Raw genomic sequence first — 23,966 nt, 5'->3', positions numbered from 1 at the left:
ATTATGGGAATTGAAAGGTTGGAGCAAATCAGAATTACTGATGACGATATTACTTGGGTTGAGTCCATTATGGGATTTCGCTTTAATGATGATAGAGTCAACATAATTAAAAACTTAGAATCAATAGATATCCAAGCGTTTCCGGGAAGCGGAAAAACGACCACACTCATTGCAAAATTAGCAATTTTAGCAAGAAAATGGCCATACAATAATTCAGGTATATGTGTTCTGTCACATACAAATGTTGCTCGTGAAGAAATTGAAGAACGATTAGGAAATACGGATATTGGAAGAAAGCTTTTGGCGTACCCGCACTTTATTGGGACGCTTCATTCCTTTTTTGATACATTTGTTGCATTGCCTTGGATTCGATCAAAAGGCTTTTTCATAAATATGATTGACTCAGATGTTGTAAGAAAATCTCGCTGGTATATGCTCCCTCGTGGCACAAGATTATATTTAGAGAAGAACTATAGGGACTCACAAATTTGTAGCTACAATGGGAATATCGGACGCATAGACTGGGACAAACAGGGTGAAACACGTCAGAAAATTTTAGAAGCAATACAGAAATCTCAAAGTGATGGAAACTTTACATTTGATGAGATGTTGCTATATGCAAAGCAAGCGTTTGATGAATGTGATTCTCTACCTGTTGGACTGCAGCAGCGATTTCCGATATTTTTTATTGACGAAGCACAAGATACTAATTCATTTCAATGGGAGCTAATTCATAAGGCATTTCCGGAAGCAAGCGGCATGACGATTCGACAGGGATTTGGTGATAGCAACCAAGCAATTTATAATTATGTTAATGAGATCGTTGAACAACCTGCGTTCCCACGCCCATCACCACTGTTGTTGAGTGAGAGTAAAAGATTTGATAATAGAATAGCACATTTAGCAAATACTGTAGCTATTTCTGCAGAACAAATGAAAGGTACAGAAAATGATTTTTCTGGAAAACAAAGTAGCCATACACTTTATTTATTTTCAAAAGATAAGGTTGGACAAGTCATTGAGGAGTTTGCACAACTTTTGTTAGATACTTTTTCTGATGAAGAATTGTTGAAAAATAAGAAACGTGGATGCCATGTTATTGGAATGGTTCATGTGAAGAAAGACGAAACTACAGAAAAACAATTTCCCAAAGGCATATATGACTATTGGTCGAATTATGAAGCTAGAAGAACAAGCAAAAGTATAAATCCTAATAGCCTTATAGAATATTTTAGAATGGGACGCTTTGAATTTGAAAAAAATAATGAATTATGCGCCCAAATAGAATGGATTGCAAAAGGTATCCGGAGACTTATCAACAAGGCAAAAGGTCAAAATTTAATTGCCGCAACCAATAATCCTTTTTTATCAATTATCAAACAATTTCCTGAAGAAAAACAGTTGGAGATACGAAAGGATTTTTATGTATTGTCTTCTGCTGATATTTCGAAAGAGGAAGAGTGGCAAAGCGTAGTTAGCATTTTGAAAGATATTTTAAAAGGACTTGATTTGACAATAAATGAAAAAGTTAAGGAATTTATAGCATGGACAAATGAAAACTATTTCAGTTGTAATACCCAAGAAGCAATACCACAAGTGATGCCAAATCATTATGTTTTTGAGGATAAAATAAGTGAACGTTGCGTTGATTTGGAGTTTGGCAGTATTCATTCAGTAAAAGGAAGAACACATTTGGCTACTTTGGTATTAGAAACCTATTCAAAAGCGCACAACATGAAAGCTATACTTAAATATCTGTGCAATAAACCACCTAAATCTGTGGGGTCTAATCATAGTCGCTTAAAGTGCCAGTATGTAGCTATGACACGTGCGAAAGCATTATTATGCCTTGCAATGCCAATAGAGTTTGTTGATGATAAGGCACAAAAATCATTGCAAGATACAGGTTGGACGATAAAAGTTGTAGACTAACACTATAAAAATAAAGCTCTTGAGGGTTTTATTAGAACAATTCAGATGAAGATGAAAATAATGTTGCATCAGGTGTTGGTGAGGTGAAAATATGGATTCAGAGAAGTGGTTATGGCCTTCAGAAAATATGGATTTTGAAAAAGTAGATAATGCTGAGTACCGGGTTGAAGTAAAATGGAGTAAGAAACCATTTATGGATTATAAAAATCTATCGTATCAATTCTATAATTGCGGTTTTCAGGTTTTTAATAATGTTATTGAGAGCGGTCACGATAATGTTAAGTCGGATATGTGGTTTCTAACTGGAATTTTTATGATCAGGCAAAGCATGGAGTTGGGACTTAAGGCGCTATTATGCAGAATTTGTACAAAGAAATCTGAAATACAATCTGTTTTTGAAAAATGTTGCCATAATTTATCTGCACTTTGGGCGGAGTATTATTCTTATGATAAAGAGAATTATTTAACACAAGAGGAAAAGCAATGGTTGGAAGAATACTTCATTTCTCTAGAATTAGTAGATGCACAATCAGATATGTTTCGTTTTCCATTTGAGGACGATTTTCTTTCTAAATACAGGAAAAAGTTTATTGATAATGTAGATGTAGCAAATAATTTACTCCAGGCATCTGCTCTCATTAAAAAGTGTATAGAATGTGGCATAGTAAGTCCAGATGATAGTTTTGATAATAATCTTAAGCCAGAGTTCTTTATTATGGCATCACATGGAATCGGTAATTGCTATTTGTGGCAGAGTTTGACCGATGAAGGATTTCATGTGAAGATAACAGGTTATATAGCGGTTGCAGATTTCATTTTTAAAAATAAAGAGCTACATAATGAAGAGAAACTATATCCATTAATGTTTACGTTAAGAAATGCATTAGAACTGTGTTTGAAGAGACTTTTTTACAGCAGGGTTGAAAAAGGTGTATCAAAGCATGCTTTTTTTTCAAAAAGAAAGAGTCACCTAATAAAAAAAGATCTCTGGAAGAATGTAAAACCGGTTATTTTATATTATGCTAGTGAACAGGGACAAGATACGGATTTAATCAATATTGTAGAAAAGCAGCTGGATGTAATTAATAGAATTGATAAAAATGGAGATAACTTCAGTACCCAACATCCTATAGCTTGGAATATAGAATTAATAATAGACTGTTTGACTTGAAGAATATATATGAATTTATGCGGGCATTGTTAAATTTTCTTGAGGGATGTGATTCAATGTTAGATGCTATAGCGGATTATGAATCGGAAATGAATTCTTATTACAGTGACTATTATTAAAAACATTTCGTCGGTTAAAATATTGATAGGAGATTATCGAATGGGTAAAATAGCTACTCCACAAATTATTACAGAGCAGATTATGGAGCTGTGTCAATCTATATCTGAATATCAACCTATATATGTTCCAGTAAAAGCAAGTTCCAAAAGTCGTTTTAATGAGTGCTTTCAAAACGTCGCTGAATATGTTAAAGAGTATGGTGGTCAAAGTGTGTTCGGTAGGTGCATTTGGCAAAGAGCGAATGTTTTAATCGAAGCAGAAGCACATGCTGTGTGGAAGTCTCCAAACGGTGATTTAAAAGATATTACTCCTCACATCAATGAAGAAAAATCGATTTTGTTTTTAATTGAACCCCAAATGGTATATGGGGGTAATATAATACCTAGTATCCGGAAAGAATTGACTTCATCCCCGTTAGTGGCAGAATTTATTTCTCTTTTTAATGAACGTGATCAAATAGCAGCAGAAGCCAACGGTAATACATATACATTAACAACCGCGATGCTTAAAAGAATATATGAAATAGAGAAGCTATTAAATCAGAAGGTTGGCCGTAATGATCCATGTCCGTGCCAGTCTGGAATTAAGTATAAAAGATGCTGTGGTCAGTATATGGCATAGAGTAGTAATTATTGATATGTGGGATGGCTGTACGAATACGATTGTTATGAAAAAGGTAATAGCTGAATTGGAGTTAATCATTAAGTTGATGAGTTGACACTTAGAGATGAAAAAATTATATTTAACCAAGTTGCAACGTTTATTGAGAATTTCGGTACAGATGAGTTCATTTATGTGGATTTTGTCTCTGCAGAAGGACGTTAGGGGGATGATAACTTGTTTAGAAATAAAACTAAAAAAGAAGCATCATTCGTGCCTAAAGATACACTGATCATTATAGGGAATGGTTTTGATATCTGGCAGGGACTAGATACAGGATACGATCAATTTCAGAAATATTATCTTTCACATTGTGATGAGATAATGAATAGGCTGAGGATTAAAAAAAGAGTTTTAGCTGATGAAAACGGGCAAAAAATATCTATTAGTGATGTAGAACTGATATACGGCAACCCATTTAAACCCAAGCAGCTTGATGACGAGTTTTGGAGTACATTTGAGACTTCTTTGGATAAACTTGATGCAGAAAGGTTGAATCTTTTCTTTGGTAAAGAGCGAAAATCTCTTCGTGAAATGGACAAAAGTATACGAAATGCTGATCGTATTTTGAAAGAAGCTTTTTGCAACTGGATTGCCACGATTAAGGTTGATAATAGAGATACGGATTACCAATTTGGTGACAATTGTCTGTTCATAAATTTCAATTATACCGATACCCTACTGAGGCGTTTCAAAGTGAAGATGGGAAACGAATGCCATATTCATGGTGAGGCTGCAGATAGAGATTCAATTATATATGGGCATTCTACACATCCTCAATTACCAGAGGAAGCTTTATATCAACTAGGTGGAAGGTTTCGAGGTTTATATTTTGTAGAAAAAATCCTATATGAGACTGATAAGCATGTACAGGATAACATTCAATTCCTTTGTATGTTTTTAGCTATGCATGGGGTTATGGCAGAAGAAATAAAGAATGTGTATGTTTTAGGTCATTCAATGGGACTACCGGATATAGAATATTTCGCATTTCTTGCAGATTCAACCAGGTTCCATAAGTTAATGCAACCCAATGAAAATAGTAAGGTAGATACTCAATCAATTAACGAGCTACATAACCGCTTACAATATGCTATCAGTCATATTGGATATAATTCAGCTGATCAAAATATTCAGTCAGAGCAGAAGGAATCTGTTGTTAGAAAATATTCGCAGGAGCAGTCATTAAGGAATCAAGAATTTCAAAGAATGTTTATTAAACTACTTGAGAAAATGAACGAGAAAGATGTTGATCAAAGCGAAACAAAGGTCGTCCACAGTAAAAATGATGCGGCTTGGCATATATCTTTCTATAGTGATAAGGATAAACAGTGGGCTGAAACACTAATGAAAGAACTTGGATGTGAAAGGGTTACATTGTATTCAACAATTGATGAATGTTTGGCACCTTTTAAGATACATCGACTTTAATATAGATATGTAATATTAAGTGAGTAACTCATATAATATTCATTTTCTCTGGAGAAAACGACAACGCAAAGAGGGATAAAGATGAACGATAAATCTAAAGAAATAACAAAATACTTTAGAAGTGCAGTAGCAGCTCAAGCTAATATTGGCATTGATTTTAAGGCTGACTACTTTTCCATACTCTCACTTAATGAAGTGATTCAGGGAAAAATCAACTTGGCAGCATGCAAAAGAATTTTTGTAGAAGCAAAGAAAAACACCTTGGATGATGAGAATGAAGCAAAGAAAAAGCCCCTGGTTAATGTCATTATCTGTGCGAAAACTATAAAAACAATTTTTGAAGCTAACGAAAAGGTACAGGATGAAATTGACGAGCTGACCGGAATATACTATATCCCGGCAATTCTCAATGAGCAAGGCCAGCTGCTGTTGGACGAGGGTGAGAAAAAGCTTCCGTGGTTTCCTAGAGAATACTTAATGCCGATGGTTGAGCCAAAATTAGCCATAGGGGATGCCGATGCAGTTGATGGTTTTATGAGCAACCACGTAGACCGGATTGAAAAGATCAAGTCATGGTCTGACTACGCTGTATTCTTTAAAGGCTTATATGAGGCCGTTGCAGAATCTCCCTTTGAACAAACCACAATCCGTAATATGGATGAAAGGGAACCCTGTTTTGAGCTGGAGAGCAATGTGTACCTTTTCCTAGACAAGACTGTATATTCCACTTTTCATATTATGAATTTGTACAACCACTTACAGGAAGATGACCAGCCCAAAGCGCTTTACGATAATTTCTTATCTACGCAGGTAGCAAATGCAAGGCCACTTATAGAAAATGGGTTAGCGCAAATGCAGGCACACTGTGGTCAGATGAATGGTGAATACCCGCTATCCCCTTCCCAAAGGGAAGCCATAAATCATTTTGATACTATAGATTGCGGCGAAATTCTGGCGGTCAATGGCCCTCCCGGTACCGGGAAAACTACCTTGTTGCAGACCATCGTTGCAGATATGTATGTTAAAAGGGCCGTGAAAAAGGAAAAGGCTCCGCTGATTGTAGTTTCTTCAACGAACAATCAGGCGGTTACAAATATCATTGCCTCTTTCGGAAATATCAAAAAGATGGGTATCTCTAATTTGGAAGAGAGATGGATTGAGGGAGTGCACAGCTTTGCCAGCTATTTTCCGTCTTCCTCAAAGGTAAAAGAAGCAAAAAGTAAAGGTTATCAGTACACCAATCAAAAAGGAGAATTTTTTGTCTTTGATATTGAAGATAAAGATAATATAGAAAAGTCCAAGTCCAAGCTGATCGCATGCTGCAATGAATATTTTGAGAGCAAGTACAAAAACATCACTGCCTGCCAGGAGAAACTGCATGAAGAACTGTTATTCATTGAAAAGAGTAAGACAGAATTGCTATCACTTGCTCAAGAAGCCTCCCAATGTGATTTGAACGGTGAAACCATTGACATATTCCTTGAGAAATTGCTTATGGAAATTGAACAAAAGCAAACAGCAATTTCCGAAATCCACCAAAGAGTCCTTGACTGGGAAAACTGTTATAAGAAGATTCCCTTTTGTGTAAAATGGCTGAAATTTATGAAAATCTTTGCAAGGAAAATACAAACCGATTTCAGACTGTTTATAAATGACAAAGAACAGGGTTTTCTCAATGAATATATGACCTTCGATGAAATTAAGGAAAAATACAGTCAGTTGTATGCCCAGTGCTATACAGCAATTTCTGCCCTTAAGCAGAAAAAATCCGTGGCTGAGAAAATAAAAAGCCGGTATGACAGCGAGTTGGAGCAGCTACAGAAACACAACATTAATTTGCATGGAGAGAACGATGCGAAGTATAACCTTGACCTTGACTACATAAACGGCCTGGTGGATAAGAAACACAGGTATATGGAGTTCTGGCTGGCGGTTCATTATTACGAATGCAGGTGGGCCGGCGGAGAGGACGAGCTGACGGAAAAGCAGAAGGGCAAAAACTTTGAAAATGTTTTGGATAAGTTTTATAATAGGCTCAGTATGATAACACCTTGCCTAGTCATGACATTCTATATGTTACCGAGGCAGTTCCTGGCATTCGGAGAACAAAAAAGTTTTTTTCTTTACAATTATATAGATTTGCTTATTGTAGACGAAGCTGGGCAGGTATCGCCGGAGATTGCCGCAGGGGCGTTTTCCCTTGCCAAGAAATCCGTAGTCGTTGGTGATGTTTATCAGATAGAGCCGGTATGGAGTGTGAACAGAGCGCTTGACAAAGCACTGGCAGTCTCCAATGGGGCAATACAGTCCACAGATGAATTTAAATTACTGGAGCAGACAGGATTAAACAGTTCTTGCTCCTGCGTAATGAAGGTCGCTGCCAAGTGCTGCAAATATGAAAAATTTGAAGAAAGAGGCCTGTTCCTCAGCGAGCACCGTCGCTGCTATAATGAAATTATTGACTACTGCAACCAGTTAGTGTATAAAGAAAATCTCCAGCCGATGAGAGGAAAAGGTAAGGATGACGATAAGCTTGCCATAAAGCACTGGCCGCAAATGGGCTTCAAGCAAATTGATACTGAGCATTCCAGTAGAAAGGGCAGTAGCAGAGCAAACCGTTTAGAAGCGGAACAGATTGTCGAGTGGCTGAAAAATAATTTTAAGTACATTGTGAATGCTTACCCAAGCGAGTCCAAAGAAAATTTAATTGGGATTATAACACCATTTAAAGCTCAGGTTCAATTTATAAAAGCAGAATTGAAAAAGCAGATGCCTGCTAATTATGCAAAAATAAGCGTTGGAACGGTTCATACTTTTCAAGGGGCAGAAAGAAAAATTATAATATTGTCTACAGTGTATGGAAAGCAAGATGGTTGTTTTTTCATTGATGCAAACAAGAGCTTGATGAATGTTGCCGTATCTCGCGCTAAGGACAATTTTTTTGTGTTCGGAGATATTAGCTGCTTTAAAGACACAAAAAACTGTGCTAGTGGGTTGCTTAAAAATTTCATTGCAGGATTTCAATTATAAAAGGCATTACCCTTTATAATGAAACTGTATTTAATTGTCTAGAAACTCGGAGTATATTGCTCAGAAAAAGCTTTTCCGCTAGGGCTAAACTATGCCCGTCAGGAATCCGATTCACAGCATCAACACATGTGGAGACAGTGGTGTTGCTATCCCGCATAAAATAAGACTTTAAGTGGTCTTTAATACCGACAACGGTGTGCGGTGACAACCATTTGACAACCCTTTTTTGGGATGTTGTCAAATGGAAGCCGCTTTTTCAAATATCTCCACACTTCTGGAAGCCATGGTATCAGTAGCGTGGGTGTAAGTCTGCAGGGTAGTGCTTATATTGGAGTGACCCAGGCGAGCCTGTACGTCTTTTATGTCAGCTCCGTTTTCTACCAGCATTGTTGCGTGGGTATGGCGTAGGGAATGGTAGTTAAAGGCTAGTTTTAATTCGCTGTGAATTACACGACTGCAGTATTTGAAGGAATCTGTACTTACATATTCTCCATTCTCCCTGACACAGACCATTTCAACTTTCTTCATTGCGCATTCTACGCTTCGCTCAACTGGAATGATCCGGTATATGGGATCTCCTTTTTCATCCTTCTCGGGTTTCAGGTAATGCTCCATATAGTACTCCCCATACAAAAGACGGTTCTTTTTCTGCGTAGCCTTTGCGTGCTTTAATGCCTTATAGAGAGTGGTACCAAACTTTATTGTGCGATTGGAGCTTTCTGTTTTGGGTGTGCCGAAATACCAGGCTGACTTTTCTTCTTTCTTTCCCTTCTGTTCCAGGACCTTTCGGACATCAACTCCGTAATTTCTTTTTAATATTGCTTTGTCTACAGTAAGAGCTTTATTTTCCAGATCAATATCATCCCACGTGAGTCCAAAAGCCTCGCTAATCCGCAACCCGGTATAATAACCTATCATGAGTGGGACATAAAAAATGTTGTCTTCTGGAAAACGTTTCAGAACGGCTTTAAAGTCATTCGGAGAAATTACGTATCGCTCCTTTGGTTTACGCTCAAATTTGGGAATTCTTGCACGTTCACAAGGATTCTCCCGGGCATAGGCCAGTGGCTCTATTGCGTATTCATAAGCGGCTGATAATACGGATAAGATTCCAACAACGGAAGAGCGGGCAAGACCCTGTGTTTTCAGCCGGTTTATATATTCCTGAACGGAAGCGGTGGTAAGGGCCTTTAGCTTGTATTGACCAAACTGGGGTTTTAGGTGATTCTCTATGATCTGAATATATCCAAGTTGGGTGTTGTATTTAAGATTCATTTTGCAGTAGTTGTCAAACCAGTAGTCAAGGTAATCAGCTACGCTTAATTCTGATGGAGCAAAAGACTGGCCGGAGTTATTGTATTCATTCATGGCTTGCGTCCCTGCTTTGATCGCCTCTCCCTTTGTGCGGAATCCGCTTTTCACAATGGACTTTCTTTGTCCATTTACTCTGGCCGCTTCAAAACTGTATTGCCAGGAAGAGCCCCTTTTTCGTGTTCGTAATTGTCCCATAATGTCTTTCCTTTCTGTTTTTGGGTATAAAAATACGCCCTCTTGCCAGGGCGTTCAGAAAATGATATAATCTGTTTGAGAGTGATTGTATCTTTTCGGTTTGTCCGGTAAGAGAAAATCTATGTAAAGCCGTTCCGATTGCAGTCGGGGCGGTTTTTAAATTAATTTTCTATTTATATTCCATAAAGACTTTAATTATTTCGTCTCGATTTTCTGCGTTATCACATAGAAGCATGTATTTATCATTAATTGCGCTTGGTTCGATTTTGGATCCCACGCCCTCTAAAGTTATATATCCATTTTCAATCAAACCCTTATAACTATCTGATTCTTTTTCGTATTCGTAAATCGCCACATCACCGTATTTTGCACCGCTTATTGCACCTAACATTTCAGCTGGCATACCTGTAGGTTCTCCTTGAATCAAATTGTTTTCTTTTAGGTAGCTGGCTAGATCTTCTAATGAATTTGTAGTAGCGGCTGTCGGTGCTGTTTCTAAATCTTTTACTTTACTTTCTATGCTTTCACTCAGATTCTCGACATTTTCTTCCAGTTCGTGTGTGGATTCAACCTGTGTTGGTGACTGGGTGGTTTCTACAGAGTTCGTAGAGCAAGCGGTTAATAGTATTGCACTAACAACAAAGACAGGTAAAGTTTTAATTACTTTCATACTCATTTTTCCTCATTTCTTTTGTATTTATCAAAAAGCCATTGGCTATTTTAATCTTAATTTCAGTAGCTCTTCTGGATATCCAGTGCAATCACAGAACTGCTCTCGAGTAAAATCCCTATATTCATCCAATAAGTTATCGGGAATTAAGAAATAGGCAGCAAAAATGTTCGCCTGTTTTTCAATTTTTGATGTTAATAGAAGAGTATAGCCATTCATAAAAGTACAGTTTTGTTTGCGGTGCATTATGGAATGTCCTAATTCATGAGCCAGTATGACTCTGCGATAAGTATCTTCTTTAATATTTGAATTTATGAATACGTACTTTTTTCTTTTTATGTATTTGTAATATCCGGCAATATTGTTCCCCATTGGCACATTCATGATTGTAACGTTTAAGTAATCAGCCATTTCTTCCGGATCGTTTGTTCCGTATTTTTCAACCAGCTTTACAACAAAGTCTGGTATATCTTTATTCTGCGTAAAATCACCCCCGGAGAAAGCTTACTTTTTAGTTTTATTCTTATTAGGATTATATGTTACCTTGTTTTTCTTTTTAGCATCCATAAGAGCAGCTTCGATGGCTTTTGATAGAAAAATCATATCTTCAGGATCCAATGGTTGCCCGTTATAAAACAATGGACCATCTTCTTCATTTCTGATTTCCCCCATAATCCGATCCAAGTCTTTTGTAATATCTCGCCTATCTCTAGCATTGAACTTTTCACTCTCTGCTAAGCCTTCTTTTCCGGTCATTAAATAATCAACCGTAACACCGAAATAGTCAGCAATTTTTTTCATTTTATCTTGTTTTGGCACATACCGTCCCGCTTTCCAGTTGCTTATAGTTGCAGTAGTTATCCCTGTTTCCTTGCAAACCCGATACGGAGTTACTTTATTTTGCTCGCATAACTTCTCAAAAATATCATACATATAGCACCTCTTAAAAATAAGTTTGGAAAATAAGCCAAACTCTATTGACACGCTTTGAAATCAATGCTATTATATGGACATAGCTTTGATATAGAAGCTAATAAAAAGAGATTAGCATAGTTTTCTTTTATAGCTTTGACCGACATCACAATTATATTAGAAAACTAAGCTAATGTCAATAGATTTTAGATAGGAGGTATAGATTTGTATCAAAAATACGCAGATTTAAGAGATAAGGCAAACGTAACAGATTATGAAGTTTCCAAGCAAACGGGAGTCTCAACGGCAACCTTGACGAACTGGAAGTACGGTAGGTACAACCCCAAGTTTGACAAGCTCATGGCTTTAGCGAAGTATTTTGAGGTTCCAGTGGAATATTTTGCAGAAGAGACAGAAAGGGAGGACAAGTCTTGAACAATTTAAGAAAAGCAACATTCGCCACTTCAGAAGTGGCGAAAATGATAGAAATTACGAAGCAGTTAGGTGTGTAGGAGTTATGGCTATATATTCGTGCAAGTCCTGCGGACGTAAATGCCCTGAGAGAAGTCGGAGATATCCATGTATGAAATATGAAAGGAGGAAGCCAGATGGTGAAGCCATACGAGCCGCTGTACACCGTAAAAGAAGCGGCCGCAGTGCTAAAGACAAATCCTAGAACCGTATATAACTACATCAGTGAGGGGTTACTTGTGTGCATAAGATTGGGAACACGAGGAGTATTTAAAATCCGTGGTGCTGATTTGGAAAGATTTATAAATAACTGTCCGGACGAACCAGCAGGAAAGGAGGACCCCCATGCGAAAATACTATGAAAACTTAGACGATTACACCGACACCCGCCCGTCACGCTTGATGGAGCTTACAAAGCGGCTTATTCCGGCGGTGATCTTTGGTAGCGGTATGATCTTGATGCTTGCGGTGTGTGGAGCATTGGAAGCGATGTGAGAGGAGGTGAAAGAGGTATGTATCAATTTGATTATGAAGCTCTGAAAGCCAAGATTGACTCCGCTGGTATGAAGCAGAAAGCTGTAGCAGATAAAGCTGGTTTGAAAGAAAATCACTTCTGCCAGATTCTTAACGGAAGGCGCAAGTGTGAAGCAGGGGAATATATTGGCCTGTGTAAGGCTTTGGAAGTTAATCCATGGGTGTATATGAAGGAGGTGAGAGAGAATGGATAAGTTAGAAATGTTATGTCAGCCATTGGTTGAGTACTTAAAAGAAAATCATAATCCGCACACCGAAATTGTGGTAACTATGGATTCTATTATGGTAAAGCAGTGCGCGGAGGGAATTCCAGTTAAAGAAAACAAGTGACTAACGCTAATTAGCCACTTGTAGAGAATTACACACGATTATATTTGTGTACCTTGTCTAATCGTGAAAGAGCAGATCCCAATGAAGATGAATTCATGAAGGAAACATACTCGTCGTGTGATACATTGTGGTACTGATAAACAGCACCATCTGGAAAACCTACTTCCAAAGTATTGTTTTCCCAGCCAACACTACTAATTCTTGATGATGAAACAGCTTGTCTTTGCATAAGGTTGCCCCTTTCCCAATACGGAATTTATCAGTAGTTACTTCTTTATTATATTTGGAAATATTAAGAAAGTCAATTTTATCACTAAGAAAATCGTAAGAAAATGTGGAAAAATCAAAAGTTATCCACAAAAGGAGAATAGAGGTGAAAAGTCATGATGGACAAGCGTAAAGCAGCAGAGATCATTTTACAGGCTATTGATGATTATGCCCCTGTCCAGGTCAACTGGACGCAGGAAGAATTATGGATCAATGCAATTTTGAGAGGACTTACAGAAGTTGAGAAAACAGAAACCCCAGGAGCAGCAACTCCCAGGGAATCCAAATAAGAAGAAATTTATTTAACATCTCTATTATAAATGGGGATTAGGAGGAAATCAAGATGGAAAAATTATTAGAAGCTATTTTGCTGGCTGCGATGCCAGATCAGGTAAAGGAAGCAGCAAATGAGCCTGTAACTCTTGTTTTTAACAAAGAAAAAGGATTGAAGGGTGAAGTTACCACTACAATCGCTGGACCGGTTTCTGGTGTGTATGCTGGGCTTTGCACTCTCCTTCCGGATGCATTGAGGGCCATGGCTCCGAATGATTGTGAGAAACAAAAAAAGAACTTGGATTCTATCTATAGAACAGTTAGCGCTGAATTGGGAATTGAATAGGAGGTTTGTGAGATGGCTTATTGTAATGAATGTCCTCATTGTGGAGCGAATCTGGATCCAGGAGAACATTGTAACTGCAAAGAAGAGATGGAAGAGGAACAATCTTCTTTTACAAAGATTGTGTACCAAGCTCCGGAGAAACAAAATGTCGGTTAAAAAACTGGTACTTGGCAGTCGGGAGGAGTGGCTGCAGGCTAGAAAAAATCATATTGGAGGATCCGATGCCAGTGCTTGCGTAGGCATGAATCCCTATAAAAGTAACGTGGAGCTTTGGGAAGAAAAATCGGGCTTACGTCTTTCAGAAGATATTTCTAAAAAGGAATATGTTATCTATGGCACCAAAGCCGAGGACTATTTAAGAGAATTGTTTATCTTGGATTTTCCGGCGTACCAGATTTTCTATGATGATAACAACATGTTCCTTAATTCTGATTTTCCGTGGATGCACGCTTCCCTTGATGGAGAACTTGTGGATCAGAATGGAAGAAAAGGAATTTTAGAGATTAAAACAACCAACCTCCTGCAGTCTATGCAGAAGGAAAAATGGAAGGATCGGATCCCGGACAACTATTTTTGTCAGGTGCTTCATTATCTGGCTGTAACCGGTTATGAGTTTGTAGTATTAAAAGCCCAGCTTAAAAGTGAATGGGGTGGGGAGCTTAGAATTGCGACCAAACACTATTTTATAGAAAGAAAGGACGTGGAGGAGGATATCAAGTATCTGGTTGATGCGGAAAAACGGTTCTGGAATTGTGTGGAATTAGGCAGACGACCGGATCTGATCCTTCCAGCGATATAGGGAATACATATGGAATTAAAAATTTATAATCCGCAGGACAACGGTTTCCTGCAAAAAATTGACTGGAACTTTGAGGAGTTAAAAGCAGAAATCACCGCATCTGCCCAGGAGTACGAAACGTCAGTCTATACCGATGATACCATCAAGGCTGCTAAGGCAGATCGAGCTAGACTTAATAAATTTGTAGATGCTTTAACTGGAAAACGAACAGAGATTCGTAAAGCCCTTTTAAAACCGGATGAGCAGTTTGGCAAGGAGATTAAAGAGTTAACCGGAATTGTTCAGAAGGCAATTGATAACATTGATTCTCAGGTGAAGGGATACGAACAGCGTCAGAGAAACGAAAAGACAGCAAAGGTTCAGGAGTTTTACGAAGAAAATATCAATGATCTTGCTTCTGTTCTTCCGTTCTCCAGAGTTTTTAAGGCAGAGTATGCCAATGCGTCAACCACAATGAAATCAATCAAGGAGGATATCCTTTCCCTGATCCAAAGAGTAGGAGAAGGGCTGGCTATTATTAATGAGGTTGACAGTAAGTACGCTGGAGATATGAAAGAGGTTTTCCTTCGTACCTATGATATCGGAACTGCTATGGCAGAAAGAAACCGGTTGGAAGCTGCAGAGGAGAAGCGGAAAGCTTATGAGGAAGAGCAGGTCCGCAAGAAAGCAGAGCGGGAAGCCAGGACGCTGGCAGAAGCAACCCGGGTAATCAATGCGGGGAAAGCCCCGGAACAGAGGTCGGTTCAAGAGGTTCCACGGTCACAGCCCCAGTTGCAGGAGCAGTCCGTAATAGAAACAGTAGAAGATCCCGTTCATGTCCTGGACTTTCGTGTTCATGCAACAAAAGGACAACTGGATAAGCTAAAGGATTTCTTAAAAGCAAATAGTATCCGGTTTGAGCCGGTACCGAAAGGAGAGTGATTTTAATGGCAGTAAACAACAGTCTTGCTAAACAGAATAAAAGAATGGACTTCGGAATGTATTTGACACAGGACGCAGCTAAGCAGCAGATCAATAAGCTGTTAGGTGGACAGGCAGGTACTCGCTTCATATCCAGTATTGTATCAGCGGTGCAGGCGAATCCGGCACTACAGGAATGTACGAACACTTCTATATTAAGTGCAGCACTACAGGGAGAAGCATTAAAGCTTTCCCCTTCCCCACAGCTGGGTCAGTTTTATATGGTTCCTTTTAATAATAAGAAAAAGGAGACTAAGGAGGCTCAGTTTCAACTCGGGTATAAAGGATATATTCAGCTTGCCAAAAGAAGCGGAGTGTATAAAAAGCTCCATGTTATTTCCATAAAGGAGGGAGAACTTATTTCTTACAACCCCCTGGAGGAAGAATTAGAAGTCTCTTTAATCGAAGATGATCTACTGAGAGAAGTAACGCCTACAATCGGATACTATGCTATGTTCCGGGAACACAATGGTTATGAACATAGCATCTACTGGTCTAAAAAGAAGATGATGGCTCATGCAGACCGATACTCTGCTGCATTTAGCGCCAAGAACTTGGAACGGTTGGAGAGAGGGGAAATCCCTGAAAATGAATTATGGAAGTATTCTTCTTTCTGGTATAAGGACTTTGACGCAATGGCTCATAAGACTATGCTGAGACAGCTGATTTCAAAATGGGGAACAATGAGCATTGAAATGGTACAGGCTGTTGATGCTGACATGGCGGTGATCCGGGAAGATGGTACCGCAGATTATGTAGAGATGGAAGAACCTGTAAAAGATAATGTGGTAGCAGAGCAAGAGGAAGAAACACCGGTTCAGGAATCAGCAGAAGCATCAGAAACAAGTGTGGAAAATGATTTCTTTAATCAATAAATAACAGAAGGAAAGGAGGTAGCGAAGATGGGAATCAGCCTTGATGGTATGGGAAGTGGGGCATTGTTGGAAAGATTCAATCTTGCCATGGCTCAAATTGCAAGAAATATCATGGACCCTAATACGGATCCAGAAAAAGCACGAAAGATTATAATCACTTTAACCTTTAAGCCAGATAAAAACCGGAAACATGTAAAGACCACTTTTGCAGTAAATATTTCTCAGGCGGGACCTGTAGCAGAAGAAACCATGATGCTTGTGGGACAGGATTTAAGAACAGGTCGTATTGAAATGAATGAGTATGGCAGCAATCAGCAGCCGGTACGAGTTGCGGGAGAATCATATCCGGTCACAACAGAAGTGATTCCTCCCCAGTCTAATCCATTTGATCCGGAAACAGGGGAAATCATTGAACCGGTTCAGAGTCAGAAGCCAATTAATTTAAGAGAAGTAAATTAGAAAAGGAGATCCAAACCATGGAAAATTTAAGAGAAGCATTACAGTACGTTGTGGGTTTAAGCATTGATGCAGAGAAGACAGAGGTTTTAGAGATCAACGGGAGGACGTATGCAGACAAGAACCTGACACGCTATGATAAGCAGCCCAAGGCAGCTAAGATCCAGGCGGTCACGCTCACCTCTTTAGTAGATTACATTCACCAGTGCAACAAAGAATTCCCAGGAAGCATGATCATACATATCATAAGCCCTACCCAGGTTCGTTTAATGTCAGCTCTTGACAAGGAACGTGAAAGAGAAGTGCTTTTTGAAATCAATGCCGAAACCTCGGAATACCGTTTTGATGAATGGTACGACCAGGAACGTATGATGATTGAATTGCAGGCAAATTTCCAGGCAAACGATGATCTTGGACTGATTTTAAAGGCAGTTGGCAATATCGAAAAGAAGAACGGGCAGGAGTATTCTGATGATGGTGTTTCCCAGGTTGCAACCATGAAGACTGGAATTGCCACAAAGTCAGATGTAATCGTACCGAATCCGGTGGAGCTGATTCCTTATCGCACCTTCCAGGAGGTGGAGCAGCCAGCAAGTAAGTTTGTCTTCCGTATTGGAGATAAAGAAGTTCCTGCCTTTAAAATTGTGGAGGCAGAGGGCGGTATATGGAAAAATGAAGCTATTTCCAATATTAAATCATTCCTGCTGGAGCGTCTGTCTGATATGATTCCGGCGATTAAAGATAATATTACAGTAATCGGTTAATATGTTTCCTTGGTGGTTTTATATGTCACGAATCTAAAACCAATTGTTTTACCTCCGCTGCCTGTCAGTGGGTGGCGGGGGATTTTATTGGAAGTAGGTGAATCACACCATGGCGAGACCTCAGAAAGAGGGGATCGACTACTTTCCATTTGATATCGACTTTTTTTCCGACCCTAAAATAAAGATCCTGAAGGCAAGGTATGGGGTAGATGGCATTGCAATTTATGTGTATCTGCTGTGTGAGATTTACCGCTCAGGATATTATATTCAATTTAATGATGATTCTCAGTATATCATATCGGACGATTTGAAAATGAGTCCAGATAAGGTGATGCAGGTCTTGAAATTCTTGCTGGAACGGTCACTGTTTGATAATAAACTTTTCCAGTCGGACGCTGTCTTGACCTCAACCGGAATACAGAAGCGATTCCAATTAGCCGTGAAAGAACGTGCGAAAAAGAATCCTATACAAATAGAGGGTTTCTGGATTCTTCCAGAAGAAAAAACGGAACCCTTTATTAAAGTGAAGTCATTTTTAAATAGATCCGGGAATAACGGAAATTATTCCGGGAAAAACTCTGATATTTCCCGGGAACAATCCCTAAAGGAAAGTAAAGTAAAGGAAAGTAAAGTAAATAAAAGTAAAGAGATAAGCCCGGAGCTTTCGGAAAGCACCAGGCAGGAGGCGGTGTATAAATTGATTCTGAATGACGGATCTTATTATTCTGTTTATTTGGAGGAGATTCAGAAATACCGGGAACTGTATCCTGCTGTTGATATAGATCAGGAGTTTCGTAAAATGATTGGCTGGCTTGATTCCAATCAGGAAAACAGGAAGACAAAGCGAGGGATTAATAAATTCATAAATGGCTGGATAAGCAGAGCCCAGGATTCTGCAAGACCTGTCAGAAAGGCAGAGCCCAGGAAAAACTCGTTTCAGAGTTTCCCCCAGAGAGATACGGATTACGATGCCATTATAAATGCACAACTTCAAGATATGTGAAAGGAGGATTGACCATGGAAGAAATGGATCCTGTTGTTAATGAGGCGGAAGTTGGAGCAGCAGCACTTGACCGGCCCCGTTGGTATGAGGGCTATATCAGCCTGGAAGATGCGAAGACCTTTATTAAAGCAAATATAACAACGGCTGCCCGTTCCTTTATTGCCATTGGTTTTTATTTAAAATGTGTCAGAGATCGGGAACTGTTTACCGAAGATGGCTTTCAGACTGTGTGGGATTTTGCCAAAGAGGAATACGGACTAAGCAAAAGCACAGCCAGTCGTTACATGTCCATGAATGACCGCTTTTCGGAGAATGGAAATAGTCCTAATATCCGCAAAGAATATCGGGCATTTGGAAAGAGCCAACTGCAGGAAATGCTGTATCTGGAAGAAGACCAGCTGGAACAGGTAAAACCAGGCGATCGGGTAGAAGATATCCGTAATTTGAGAAAGCCAAAGGAAATGCCATACATAGAACTGCCAGGGCAGATGGAGATAGAGATTGACTTTCCAGAGATGATTCCGGATCAGCCATCAGTTCCATTGTTTTCCGGAAAACAGACTTTTGAAATAAATGTGGAAGACATGTTGTCTGGTGAGGATCAGGAGGACGTTGCGATATCGCAACAGGAGATTGATCACTTTTTGGACCGGAATGAATCTATTGATGATGCCTATGGTTGGTTCCGTTCAGCAATAGTCAAAGAATACTTAAAATCTGGATATAAAGGTCAAAACCAAGAGTGTGAAATTTCGGTTCTTGGAAGTGTACACAGGGTCTTAAAAAGCAAAGAAGTTACATTGTTTTATGATGATTCCGGATTTGCTTCATTTGATGTTGAAAACACACGCTTAGAGCGAGAATATAATTACTTCTTCGGACATCGTGATGTAAATGAAACTGTTATCAAAGAGCCTGAAAACGTACCAGAACAGGAAGAAAGCGTACTGGAATTATCTGAAAACGTAATTGATGGAGAGTTTGTGGAAGTTCTGCCAGACATATCCACTCCTGTGAAAACAGTTCTTGAAGAAGCAAAGAAAACCCTCAAAGATTGGCTGAGCGCATTTGAAGGAGAAGTGCTGGAGAAGTGGCCACCGTTTATTGAGCGCCAGAAGATAATTGTTGCAGCATTGGAGGCTATGGCGGAAGAGCAGGATCAGCTGGAATCCATAAAGCCGGAACAGCCAGAGTTACCTATCCTGAAAAACAATGAACAACGTGCAGCTTTCATAGATGCCTATGATACATGGCCGATCTGGATTGAAACGAAAGAGACTGGGGAGCGATATTACCGGTACGATCTGACTGATAGGGTTGCCATCGTGGTAAAGGTATGCTGGAAGCACTCCTGGGACAGCTATAAGGAATCTGAAGACTATGAATATGGTGCAGAGCAGTATTACCTTCTTGGAGTAAAGTCGGAATGGCATAACGGTAAGAGTGCTCATATAGAAGACGATACCAGGACCTTTTATGAATGTAACACAAACAGATCCGCTCTGGTGGAGTACTTAAAGGAGTTTCAAAAGAAGGAGAGATAAAATGGACAGGTGTTGTTCCAGTTGTACTTACTGTCAGTGCGTAGATGGTGAGTGGATATGTATGAATGTAGAATCAGAGGGATATGGATGCGAAACCAGTTTTGATGATTATTGTGGAGAATGGGAGAAGAGAGACAATGAAGTGTCCTTACCGTAAGAATATTGTTCTAATTAAAACCGAGAAGACGGAAGAAACAAGAGAAACATACGAAGAGTGCTACAAGAATGAGTGTCCTCTTTACACTGAAAGCTGTAATGGTTGTTTGAGGGTGGAATCAATTAAGAAATAAGAAAAGAGAGGTGTATCATGACAGAATATTTAGCGGAAAGAACTCTTGCAAATATGAGATTTGGCTTGTCAGTATCAAAGCCGGGATTAGCAATCAGTGAGAAAATGGCCCTTGAAATGGCCGTAAAAGCGTTGGAGAAACAGATTCCAGCTCAGCCTGTAGATGATGGTGCATTCGGTAAATGCCCGGAATGCGGATATGAATTTAATTCGGAGCTTCTGGAAGAGTATAATTTGAAATTCTGTTTGAATTGTGGGAAGAAGATTCAATATAGCTGAATAGTTAGCGAGAAAAGGGAGGAGCCGACAAGATTGGGGAATCCTGCCGGCTGAGTATGAAAAAAAGTTTATATTAAAAGGTTGTTGGCCTCTTTGTGATTATTAATATACCGGGAAATTGTGACGGGAATTTGATGGGTCTGTGAAGAGTTTGTGAAAGAAAATGGTACATTGAGAACTTAATATTGATGGTTAGTAAGTTGGATAGTATACTATTTATAAAAAGATTATTTATATGAGGTGAGTTATGATTTTTAAGTTCGGACAGTATCAAGTAGATATTGATGTAGATAAAACGAGATCGTTTTATGAAAATGCTCCTCTTGTTACCGAAGGGTGTACTTGTAGTGGGTGCCGTAACTATGAAAAAGCTATTATAGCACTTCCGACAGAAGTGACAGGATTTTTTTCTGATCTGGGAGTCGATATGAGAAAAGTGAGTGAAGTTTATGTAAATTGCAATAATTCTGATGGGACCTTACTTTATGGTGGCTTTTATCATCTCTGTGGAACCTTATTGGAGGGCAAAAGTGCATGGGTATCTAACAGTCCTTCAACTTCTCATTGGGAAGAAGAACAAGCATTTCCAGTAACAAATAATTTTCATGTTTCTTTTCAAAGAGAATGCAGTTTACTGGAGGAGAATTTCCCTAGACCTGCTTTGCAGTTGGAAATATTCGGAAACGTTCCGTGGGTATTACCCGAAGATAATAAATATATGTAAGTTTATTGTTGTGAGCAAATCAAATAATGTATTGAATATGAAAAGAAAACTACTAACTATCAGTATTAAGCTGGTAGTTTTTTTATTGTCGGAAAGAGAGGGATTTAAGATGGCAGATCAGAGTGAAATGGAGAAGATTATTACTCCCATGATGGAGCATTTATGCGATCACCTGTGCCGGTTTCCCTGGGAGACCGAACGCAAGGAAGATCTGGAGGATATTTGTGCCGAGTGCCAGATGGATCAGTATACGAACGATATTTTGAATACATATAACCGGGAGAAACAGGAATGGATCCCGGTAACAGAACAATTACCGGAGCCACACACAGATGTGTTGGTTGCAGTATATGATTTCGGAGAAGATACTTCCACGTTTTTGGATTGTTTGGTAGAGAGTGATAGTACAGGGAAACTAATGTGGAGTACATTTAACGGAGCGAAAGAACAGGTACTTGCTTGGATGCCGCTTCCAGAGCCATATCGACGGGAGCAGTTGCATGAGGCGGGATCTGAAGCAGGGAAGGAAGCACTCCGCGCCACTACGTAACGCCGAATCTGATAAAGCTAAAGGGTAAAGCCCGAAAGAAGACTTTACCCTTAACATACCACAACAGTTTTAGTGAACTTTTAATTTTTCTCGATTCGGTAATAAACAGTACCTTGATTTGATGTTCCTACCGCATATACTGATATATTAATTCTATATCTAGTTGTTCCTGGGAGTGTTGACAAATCAATGGTTGATAAAGAATCATAAAAGTTCGTAAATGAATAAGTTTGTTGCATTCCGCTACCTAAAAAAGGAGTTGCCTTTACTGTTCCCTGAACTAAATCTGTTCTGTCGTTATTTGGACAATAAAATTTTAATTGATAATTATCACTGCCTGAATAGGTTGAATTGAGAAAGGCTGTAAGAGCATTTCCACGTGTTACAGTTCCTAACAATGTATAAGTTTTGCCATCTGGAGCAGTAATTGTAGAAGCTGCTAGTGTAGAGGTTACCTCTTGGTTTTTTGTTGTAAAATTAGGTTTTACTTCTAAAGGTTTCTCTGATGCAAAAACTGTGCTGGAAGAGAGTGTAGAGATCAGTGCAAAAAGAGTTAAAATGCTTAAAAACTTTTTCATGGATTAAAATCCCCTTTCAAAAATAATTTAAATATATAAAAAGTATACGCATAGATGTGCTGTTTTTCAATGATTGTTCAAAGCAAATATCGGGTAGAGAAAAAATATTTTGATAGTATTTGTCGATGTATAAAGAATCGGCAACAATTAGAATATTTTGTTGTAGCCCATTTAGGAGAGGAATATAGGATTAGGTGAATTAGAATTTCCCGGAGAGTCGGGAGAAAGGATTTATTTGAATTATGGAGTATGAAAAACATGATTGCGGTGGTGAGATAGTAGACTGTGAACCTAGCTATATTCCACTTGGAAAAGACTCAGTTTTGCAGATTATTGATCAGAAGTGTAAGAAGTGTGGAACTTTAATTGTAGGGAAGTATCAAAAAACTAAGATGATTAAAAATCAGGAAGCGCATGATAAATTATATGATTTGATGACAAAGTCATTGCACGGCTAAACTGATATTTATCGGAGGAAAGGCATGACAATAAAGCAATGTATTCGCAAAAATGGCTGGCAATTAGATGCTGATACCAGTCAGTCTTATCGTTCCATGGATGTCGATGTTGATTTTGATAATGGTGGTACGTTAGACGAAACGCAGTTTCACATAAATGCTTACAACGCTGATGAATTGACGGAATTATTTTCGGGATTTTGTAAAGAAAACAACCTCCGCCGAAATACCGTGGTCAGCGTAAATGTAGTTCAGGTTTATGAAGGTAAAGCATAGAAAGGGGGAGATAGGTTGAGTAAAGAAGATATTATAAGAGCAGCAAAGCAGGACAGCATACTAAAGGCACCACCTGTTATGAGCTTCAGTGCTACAAATCCAGCTTATACATATACAAGCCTGTGTCCGGATCGGAGTCTGAGGGAGCCGCCAAAACGGAAAATCCAACACCCGGAAGGGATACGTCCAGTCGCACCAGGAAAGATTTGTTTGATATGTCGTAAACATTGGCCTATAGATTGTGGGCGTAAAAATTGTGACTGTGATGGAAAAGGGCATTTATTCAGTACCGGGATTTATTATCAACGGAAAGTGAAAGGTGGGTCATGAAGCTAAAATATCCTTATGCAATGTATGACAACGGGGTGTATCAAGGAGAGCACACTTCTAAGGAATGGGCAGAAATGCTTCAAGTATCCGTACACCTTGTCCGGGATTATGCCCGTGAAGGGAGATCCTATAAGGGGCGGTACACTTTTAAGGCTATGCGTGAAGAGAAGCCGGAGGAATTGACTCAGCCAGAGGATGCCAAAATTACGGTACAGGATCTACAAGAGTTTAGGCGGACCTTAAAGGTTGGATCTAAATTTGTTTATGAGGATTCCAGTAAAGTTGTTGTTGTGAGAAAGTACCGTAATCTTGTAGAGCTGGTCAGACCTGAAGATCCAAAAAGGACAGTGACTATGACATATATGGAACTGTATAAGCAGAAAAAGAATAGATCAAAGAAGAGATTGACAGCGGGGAGGTGATTA

General features: G+C 39.0%; 33 protein-coding genes. 27 read left to right on the top strand and 6 right to left on the bottom strand.

Going from position 1 to position 23,966, the window contains the following annotated elements:
- The first annotated feature begins 3 nt into the window (after positions 1–3).
- The 5 genes from FAY33_RS09900 to FAY33_RS09880 all read left to right on the top strand — a co-directional run bounded on the left by FAY33_RS09900 (position 4) and on the right by FAY33_RS09880 (position 8,344).
- The gene (locus FAY33_RS09900) at positions 4–1,932 is read left to right on the top strand and encodes a UvrD-helicase domain-containing protein (protein WP_143321071.1); all 1,929 of its coding nucleotides are present in this window, start codon (positions 4–6) and stop codon (positions 1,930–1,932) included.
- 91 nt (positions 1,933–2,023) lie between these two features.
- Positions 2,024–3,103, top strand: a complete 1,080-nt coding sequence (locus tag FAY33_RS09895; RefSeq protein ID WP_243126676.1) for a hypothetical protein — start codon at positions 2,024–2,026, stop codon at positions 3,101–3,103.
- Between the two features lie 159 nt (positions 3,104–3,262).
- Complete coding sequence (locus tag FAY33_RS09890; RefSeq protein WP_143321070.1) at positions 3,263–3,844, top strand: SEC-C metal-binding domain-containing protein; 582 nt, start codon at positions 3,263–3,265, stop codon at positions 3,842–3,844.
- Between the two features lie 216 nt (positions 3,845–4,060).
- Positions 4,061–5,314, top strand: coding sequence for an AbiH family protein (locus tag FAY33_RS09885; protein WP_143321069.1), 1,254 nt, complete (start codon positions 4,061–4,063; stop codon positions 5,312–5,314).
- An 81-nt stretch (positions 5,315–5,395) separates the two neighbouring features.
- On the top strand, positions 5,396–8,344 hold the full coding sequence (locus tag FAY33_RS09880; RefSeq protein ID WP_143321068.1) for an AAA domain-containing protein: 2,949 nt from the start codon (positions 5,396–5,398) through the stop codon (positions 8,342–8,344).
- Between the two features lie 237 nt (positions 8,345–8,581).
- Here FAY33_RS09880 and FAY33_RS09875 read toward each other — a convergent pair whose 3' ends face one another.
- From FAY33_RS09875 to FAY33_RS09860, 4 genes are all read right to left on the bottom strand, one after another.
- A complete protein-coding gene (locus tag FAY33_RS09875; protein WP_143321067.1) occupies positions 8,582–9,853 on the bottom strand; it encodes a site-specific integrase in 1,272 nt (423 codons plus the stop codon).
- 169 nt (positions 9,854–10,022) lie between these two features.
- Positions 10,023–10,523 (bottom strand): hypothetical protein, encoded by a 501-nt coding sequence (locus tag FAY33_RS09870; RefSeq protein WP_143321066.1) that lies wholly within the window; start codon positions 10,521–10,523, stop codon positions 10,023–10,025.
- Between the two features lie 45 nt (positions 10,524–10,568).
- Entirely contained in the window at positions 10,569–10,934 is a 366-nt protein-coding gene (locus tag FAY33_RS09865; protein WP_143321065.1) for an ImmA/IrrE family metallo-endopeptidase, read from the bottom strand.
- Between the two features lie 93 nt (positions 10,935–11,027).
- Complete coding sequence (locus tag FAY33_RS09860) at positions 11,028–11,456, bottom strand: helix-turn-helix transcriptional regulator (protein ID WP_143321064.1); 429 nt, start codon at positions 11,454–11,456, stop codon at positions 11,028–11,030.
- A 204-nt stretch (positions 11,457–11,660) separates the two neighbouring features.
- Here FAY33_RS09860 and FAY33_RS09855 point away from each other — a divergent pair, with 204 nt between their 5' ends.
- The 5 genes from FAY33_RS09855 to FAY33_RS19405 all read left to right on the top strand — a co-directional run bounded on the left by FAY33_RS09855 (position 11,661) and on the right by FAY33_RS19405 (position 12,770).
- Positions 11,661–11,870: a helix-turn-helix transcriptional regulator gene (locus tag FAY33_RS09855; protein WP_143321063.1), complete on the top strand. Its 210-nt coding sequence runs from the start codon at positions 11,661–11,663 to the stop codon at positions 11,868–11,870.
- Positions 11,871–12,043: 173 nt separating this feature from the next.
- The gene (locus FAY33_RS09850) at positions 12,044–12,268 is read left to right on the top strand and encodes a helix-turn-helix domain-containing protein (RefSeq protein WP_143321062.1); all 225 of its coding nucleotides are present in this window, start codon (positions 12,044–12,046) and stop codon (positions 12,266–12,268) included.
- Positions 12,252–12,401: a hypothetical protein gene (locus FAY33_RS19410; RefSeq protein ID WP_185967569.1), complete on the top strand. Its 150-nt coding sequence runs from the start codon at positions 12,252–12,254 to the stop codon at positions 12,399–12,401. Before FAY33_RS09850 ends, FAY33_RS19410 begins: the two co-directional genes overlap by 17 nt.
- A gap of 17 nt (positions 12,402–12,418) precedes the next feature.
- The gene (locus tag FAY33_RS09845; protein ID WP_143321061.1) at positions 12,419–12,634 is read left to right on the top strand and encodes a helix-turn-helix transcriptional regulator; all 216 of its coding nucleotides are present in this window, start codon (positions 12,419–12,421) and stop codon (positions 12,632–12,634) included.
- Positions 12,627–12,770, top strand: a complete 144-nt coding sequence (locus FAY33_RS19405; RefSeq protein ID WP_185967568.1) for a hypothetical protein — start codon at positions 12,627–12,629, stop codon at positions 12,768–12,770. Before FAY33_RS09845 ends, FAY33_RS19405 begins: the two co-directional genes overlap by 8 nt.
- Before the next feature lie 28 nt (positions 12,771–12,798).
- Here the strand turns inward: FAY33_RS19405 and FAY33_RS09840 are convergent, their stop codons facing one another.
- Positions 12,799–12,999 carry a KTSC domain-containing protein gene (locus tag FAY33_RS09840; RefSeq protein ID WP_143321060.1) on the bottom strand — a complete coding sequence of 67 codons (201 nt, stop codon included), beginning with the start codon at positions 12,997–12,999 and terminating at the stop codon, positions 12,799–12,801.
- A gap of 154 nt (positions 13,000–13,153) precedes the next feature.
- Here FAY33_RS09840 and FAY33_RS19400 point away from each other — a divergent pair, with 154 nt between their 5' ends.
- The 14 genes from FAY33_RS19400 to FAY33_RS09790 all read left to right on the top strand — a co-directional run bounded on the left by FAY33_RS19400 (position 13,154) and on the right by FAY33_RS09790 (position 21,899).
- On the top strand, positions 13,154–13,327 hold the full coding sequence (locus tag FAY33_RS19400) for a hypothetical protein (protein ID WP_185967567.1): 174 nt from the start codon (positions 13,154–13,156) through the stop codon (positions 13,325–13,327).
- Between the two features lie 53 nt (positions 13,328–13,380).
- Complete coding sequence (locus tag FAY33_RS09835) at positions 13,381–13,656, top strand: hypothetical protein (protein ID WP_143321059.1); 276 nt, start codon at positions 13,381–13,383, stop codon at positions 13,654–13,656.
- Positions 13,657–13,668: 12 nt separating this feature from the next.
- The gene (locus FAY33_RS19395) at positions 13,669–13,812 is read left to right on the top strand and encodes a hypothetical protein (RefSeq protein WP_185967585.1); all 144 of its coding nucleotides are present in this window, start codon (positions 13,669–13,671) and stop codon (positions 13,810–13,812) included.
- Positions 13,802–14,455 (top strand): YqaJ viral recombinase family protein, encoded by a 654-nt coding sequence (locus tag FAY33_RS09830; protein ID WP_143321058.1) that lies wholly within the window; start codon positions 13,802–13,804, stop codon positions 14,453–14,455. Before FAY33_RS19395 ends, FAY33_RS09830 begins: the two co-directional genes overlap by 11 nt.
- A gap of 9 nt (positions 14,456–14,464) precedes the next feature.
- Positions 14,465–15,376: a DUF1351 domain-containing protein gene (locus tag FAY33_RS09825; protein WP_143321057.1), complete on the top strand. Its 912-nt coding sequence runs from the start codon at positions 14,465–14,467 to the stop codon at positions 15,374–15,376.
- Positions 15,377–15,381: 5 nt separating this feature from the next.
- Positions 15,382–16,290, top strand: coding sequence for a recombinase RecT (locus FAY33_RS09820; protein WP_143321056.1), 909 nt, complete (start codon positions 15,382–15,384; stop codon positions 16,288–16,290).
- A 27-nt stretch (positions 16,291–16,317) separates the two neighbouring features.
- A complete protein-coding gene (locus tag FAY33_RS09815) occupies positions 16,318–16,749 on the top strand; it encodes a hypothetical protein (protein WP_143321055.1) in 432 nt (143 codons plus the stop codon).
- Between the two features lie 17 nt (positions 16,750–16,766).
- Complete coding sequence (locus FAY33_RS09810; RefSeq protein ID WP_143321054.1) at positions 16,767–17,510, top strand: hypothetical protein; 744 nt, start codon at positions 16,767–16,769, stop codon at positions 17,508–17,510.
- Positions 17,511–17,619: 109 nt separating this feature from the next.
- Positions 17,620–18,513, top strand: a complete 894-nt coding sequence (locus FAY33_RS09805; protein ID WP_143321053.1) for a DUF4373 domain-containing protein — start codon at positions 17,620–17,622, stop codon at positions 18,511–18,513.
- A 14-nt stretch (positions 18,514–18,527) separates the two neighbouring features.
- Complete coding sequence (locus FAY33_RS19910) at positions 18,528–20,057, top strand: hypothetical protein (protein ID WP_243126675.1); 1,530 nt, start codon at positions 18,528–18,530, stop codon at positions 20,055–20,057.
- A 1-nt stretch (position 20,058) separates the two neighbouring features.
- Positions 20,059–20,214, top strand: coding sequence for a hypothetical protein (locus FAY33_RS19390; protein WP_185967566.1), 156 nt, complete (start codon positions 20,059–20,061; stop codon positions 20,212–20,214).
- A 150-nt stretch (positions 20,215–20,364) separates the two neighbouring features.
- Positions 20,365–20,625 carry a hypothetical protein gene (locus tag FAY33_RS09795; RefSeq protein WP_143321052.1) on the top strand — a complete coding sequence of 87 codons (261 nt, stop codon included), beginning with the start codon at positions 20,365–20,367 and terminating at the stop codon, positions 20,623–20,625.
- 247 nt (positions 20,626–20,872) lie between these two features.
- The gene (locus FAY33_RS19385) at positions 20,873–21,349 is read left to right on the top strand and encodes a hypothetical protein (RefSeq protein ID WP_185967565.1); all 477 of its coding nucleotides are present in this window, start codon (positions 20,873–20,875) and stop codon (positions 21,347–21,349) included.
- A gap of 109 nt (positions 21,350–21,458) precedes the next feature.
- Positions 21,459–21,899: a DUF551 domain-containing protein gene (locus FAY33_RS09790; protein ID WP_185967564.1), complete on the top strand. Its 441-nt coding sequence runs from the start codon at positions 21,459–21,461 to the stop codon at positions 21,897–21,899.
- A gap of 80 nt (positions 21,900–21,979) precedes the next feature.
- Here the strand turns inward: FAY33_RS09790 and FAY33_RS09785 are convergent, their stop codons facing one another.
- Positions 21,980–22,477: a hypothetical protein gene (locus tag FAY33_RS09785; RefSeq protein WP_143321050.1), complete on the bottom strand. Its 498-nt coding sequence runs from the start codon at positions 22,475–22,477 to the stop codon at positions 21,980–21,982.
- Positions 22,478–22,719: 242 nt separating this feature from the next.
- Here FAY33_RS09785 and FAY33_RS09780 point away from each other — a divergent pair, with 242 nt between their 5' ends.
- From FAY33_RS09780 to FAY33_RS09765, 3 genes are all read left to right on the top strand, one after another.
- Complete coding sequence (locus FAY33_RS09780; protein WP_143321049.1) at positions 22,720–22,935, top strand: hypothetical protein; 216 nt, start codon at positions 22,720–22,722, stop codon at positions 22,933–22,935.
- A gap of 24 nt (positions 22,936–22,959) precedes the next feature.
- The gene (locus FAY33_RS09775) at positions 22,960–23,211 is read left to right on the top strand and encodes a hypothetical protein (RefSeq protein ID WP_143321048.1); all 252 of its coding nucleotides are present in this window, start codon (positions 22,960–22,962) and stop codon (positions 23,209–23,211) included.
- A gap of 326 nt (positions 23,212–23,537) precedes the next feature.
- Positions 23,538–23,963 carry a hypothetical protein gene (locus FAY33_RS09765; protein ID WP_143321046.1) on the top strand — a complete coding sequence of 142 codons (426 nt, stop codon included), beginning with the start codon at positions 23,538–23,540 and terminating at the stop codon, positions 23,961–23,963.
- Positions 23,964–23,966 lie beyond the last annotated feature (3 nt).

Origin of the sequence: Clostridium sp. HBUAS56010, assembly GCF_007115105.1 — a bacterium.
Taxonomy (GTDB): Bacteria; Bacillota; Clostridia; order Lachnospirales; family Lachnospiraceae; genus Lacrimispora.
The sequence above is the reverse complement of the archived record's forward strand: the minus strand, read 5'-3'. Positions and strand labels throughout refer to the sequence as shown.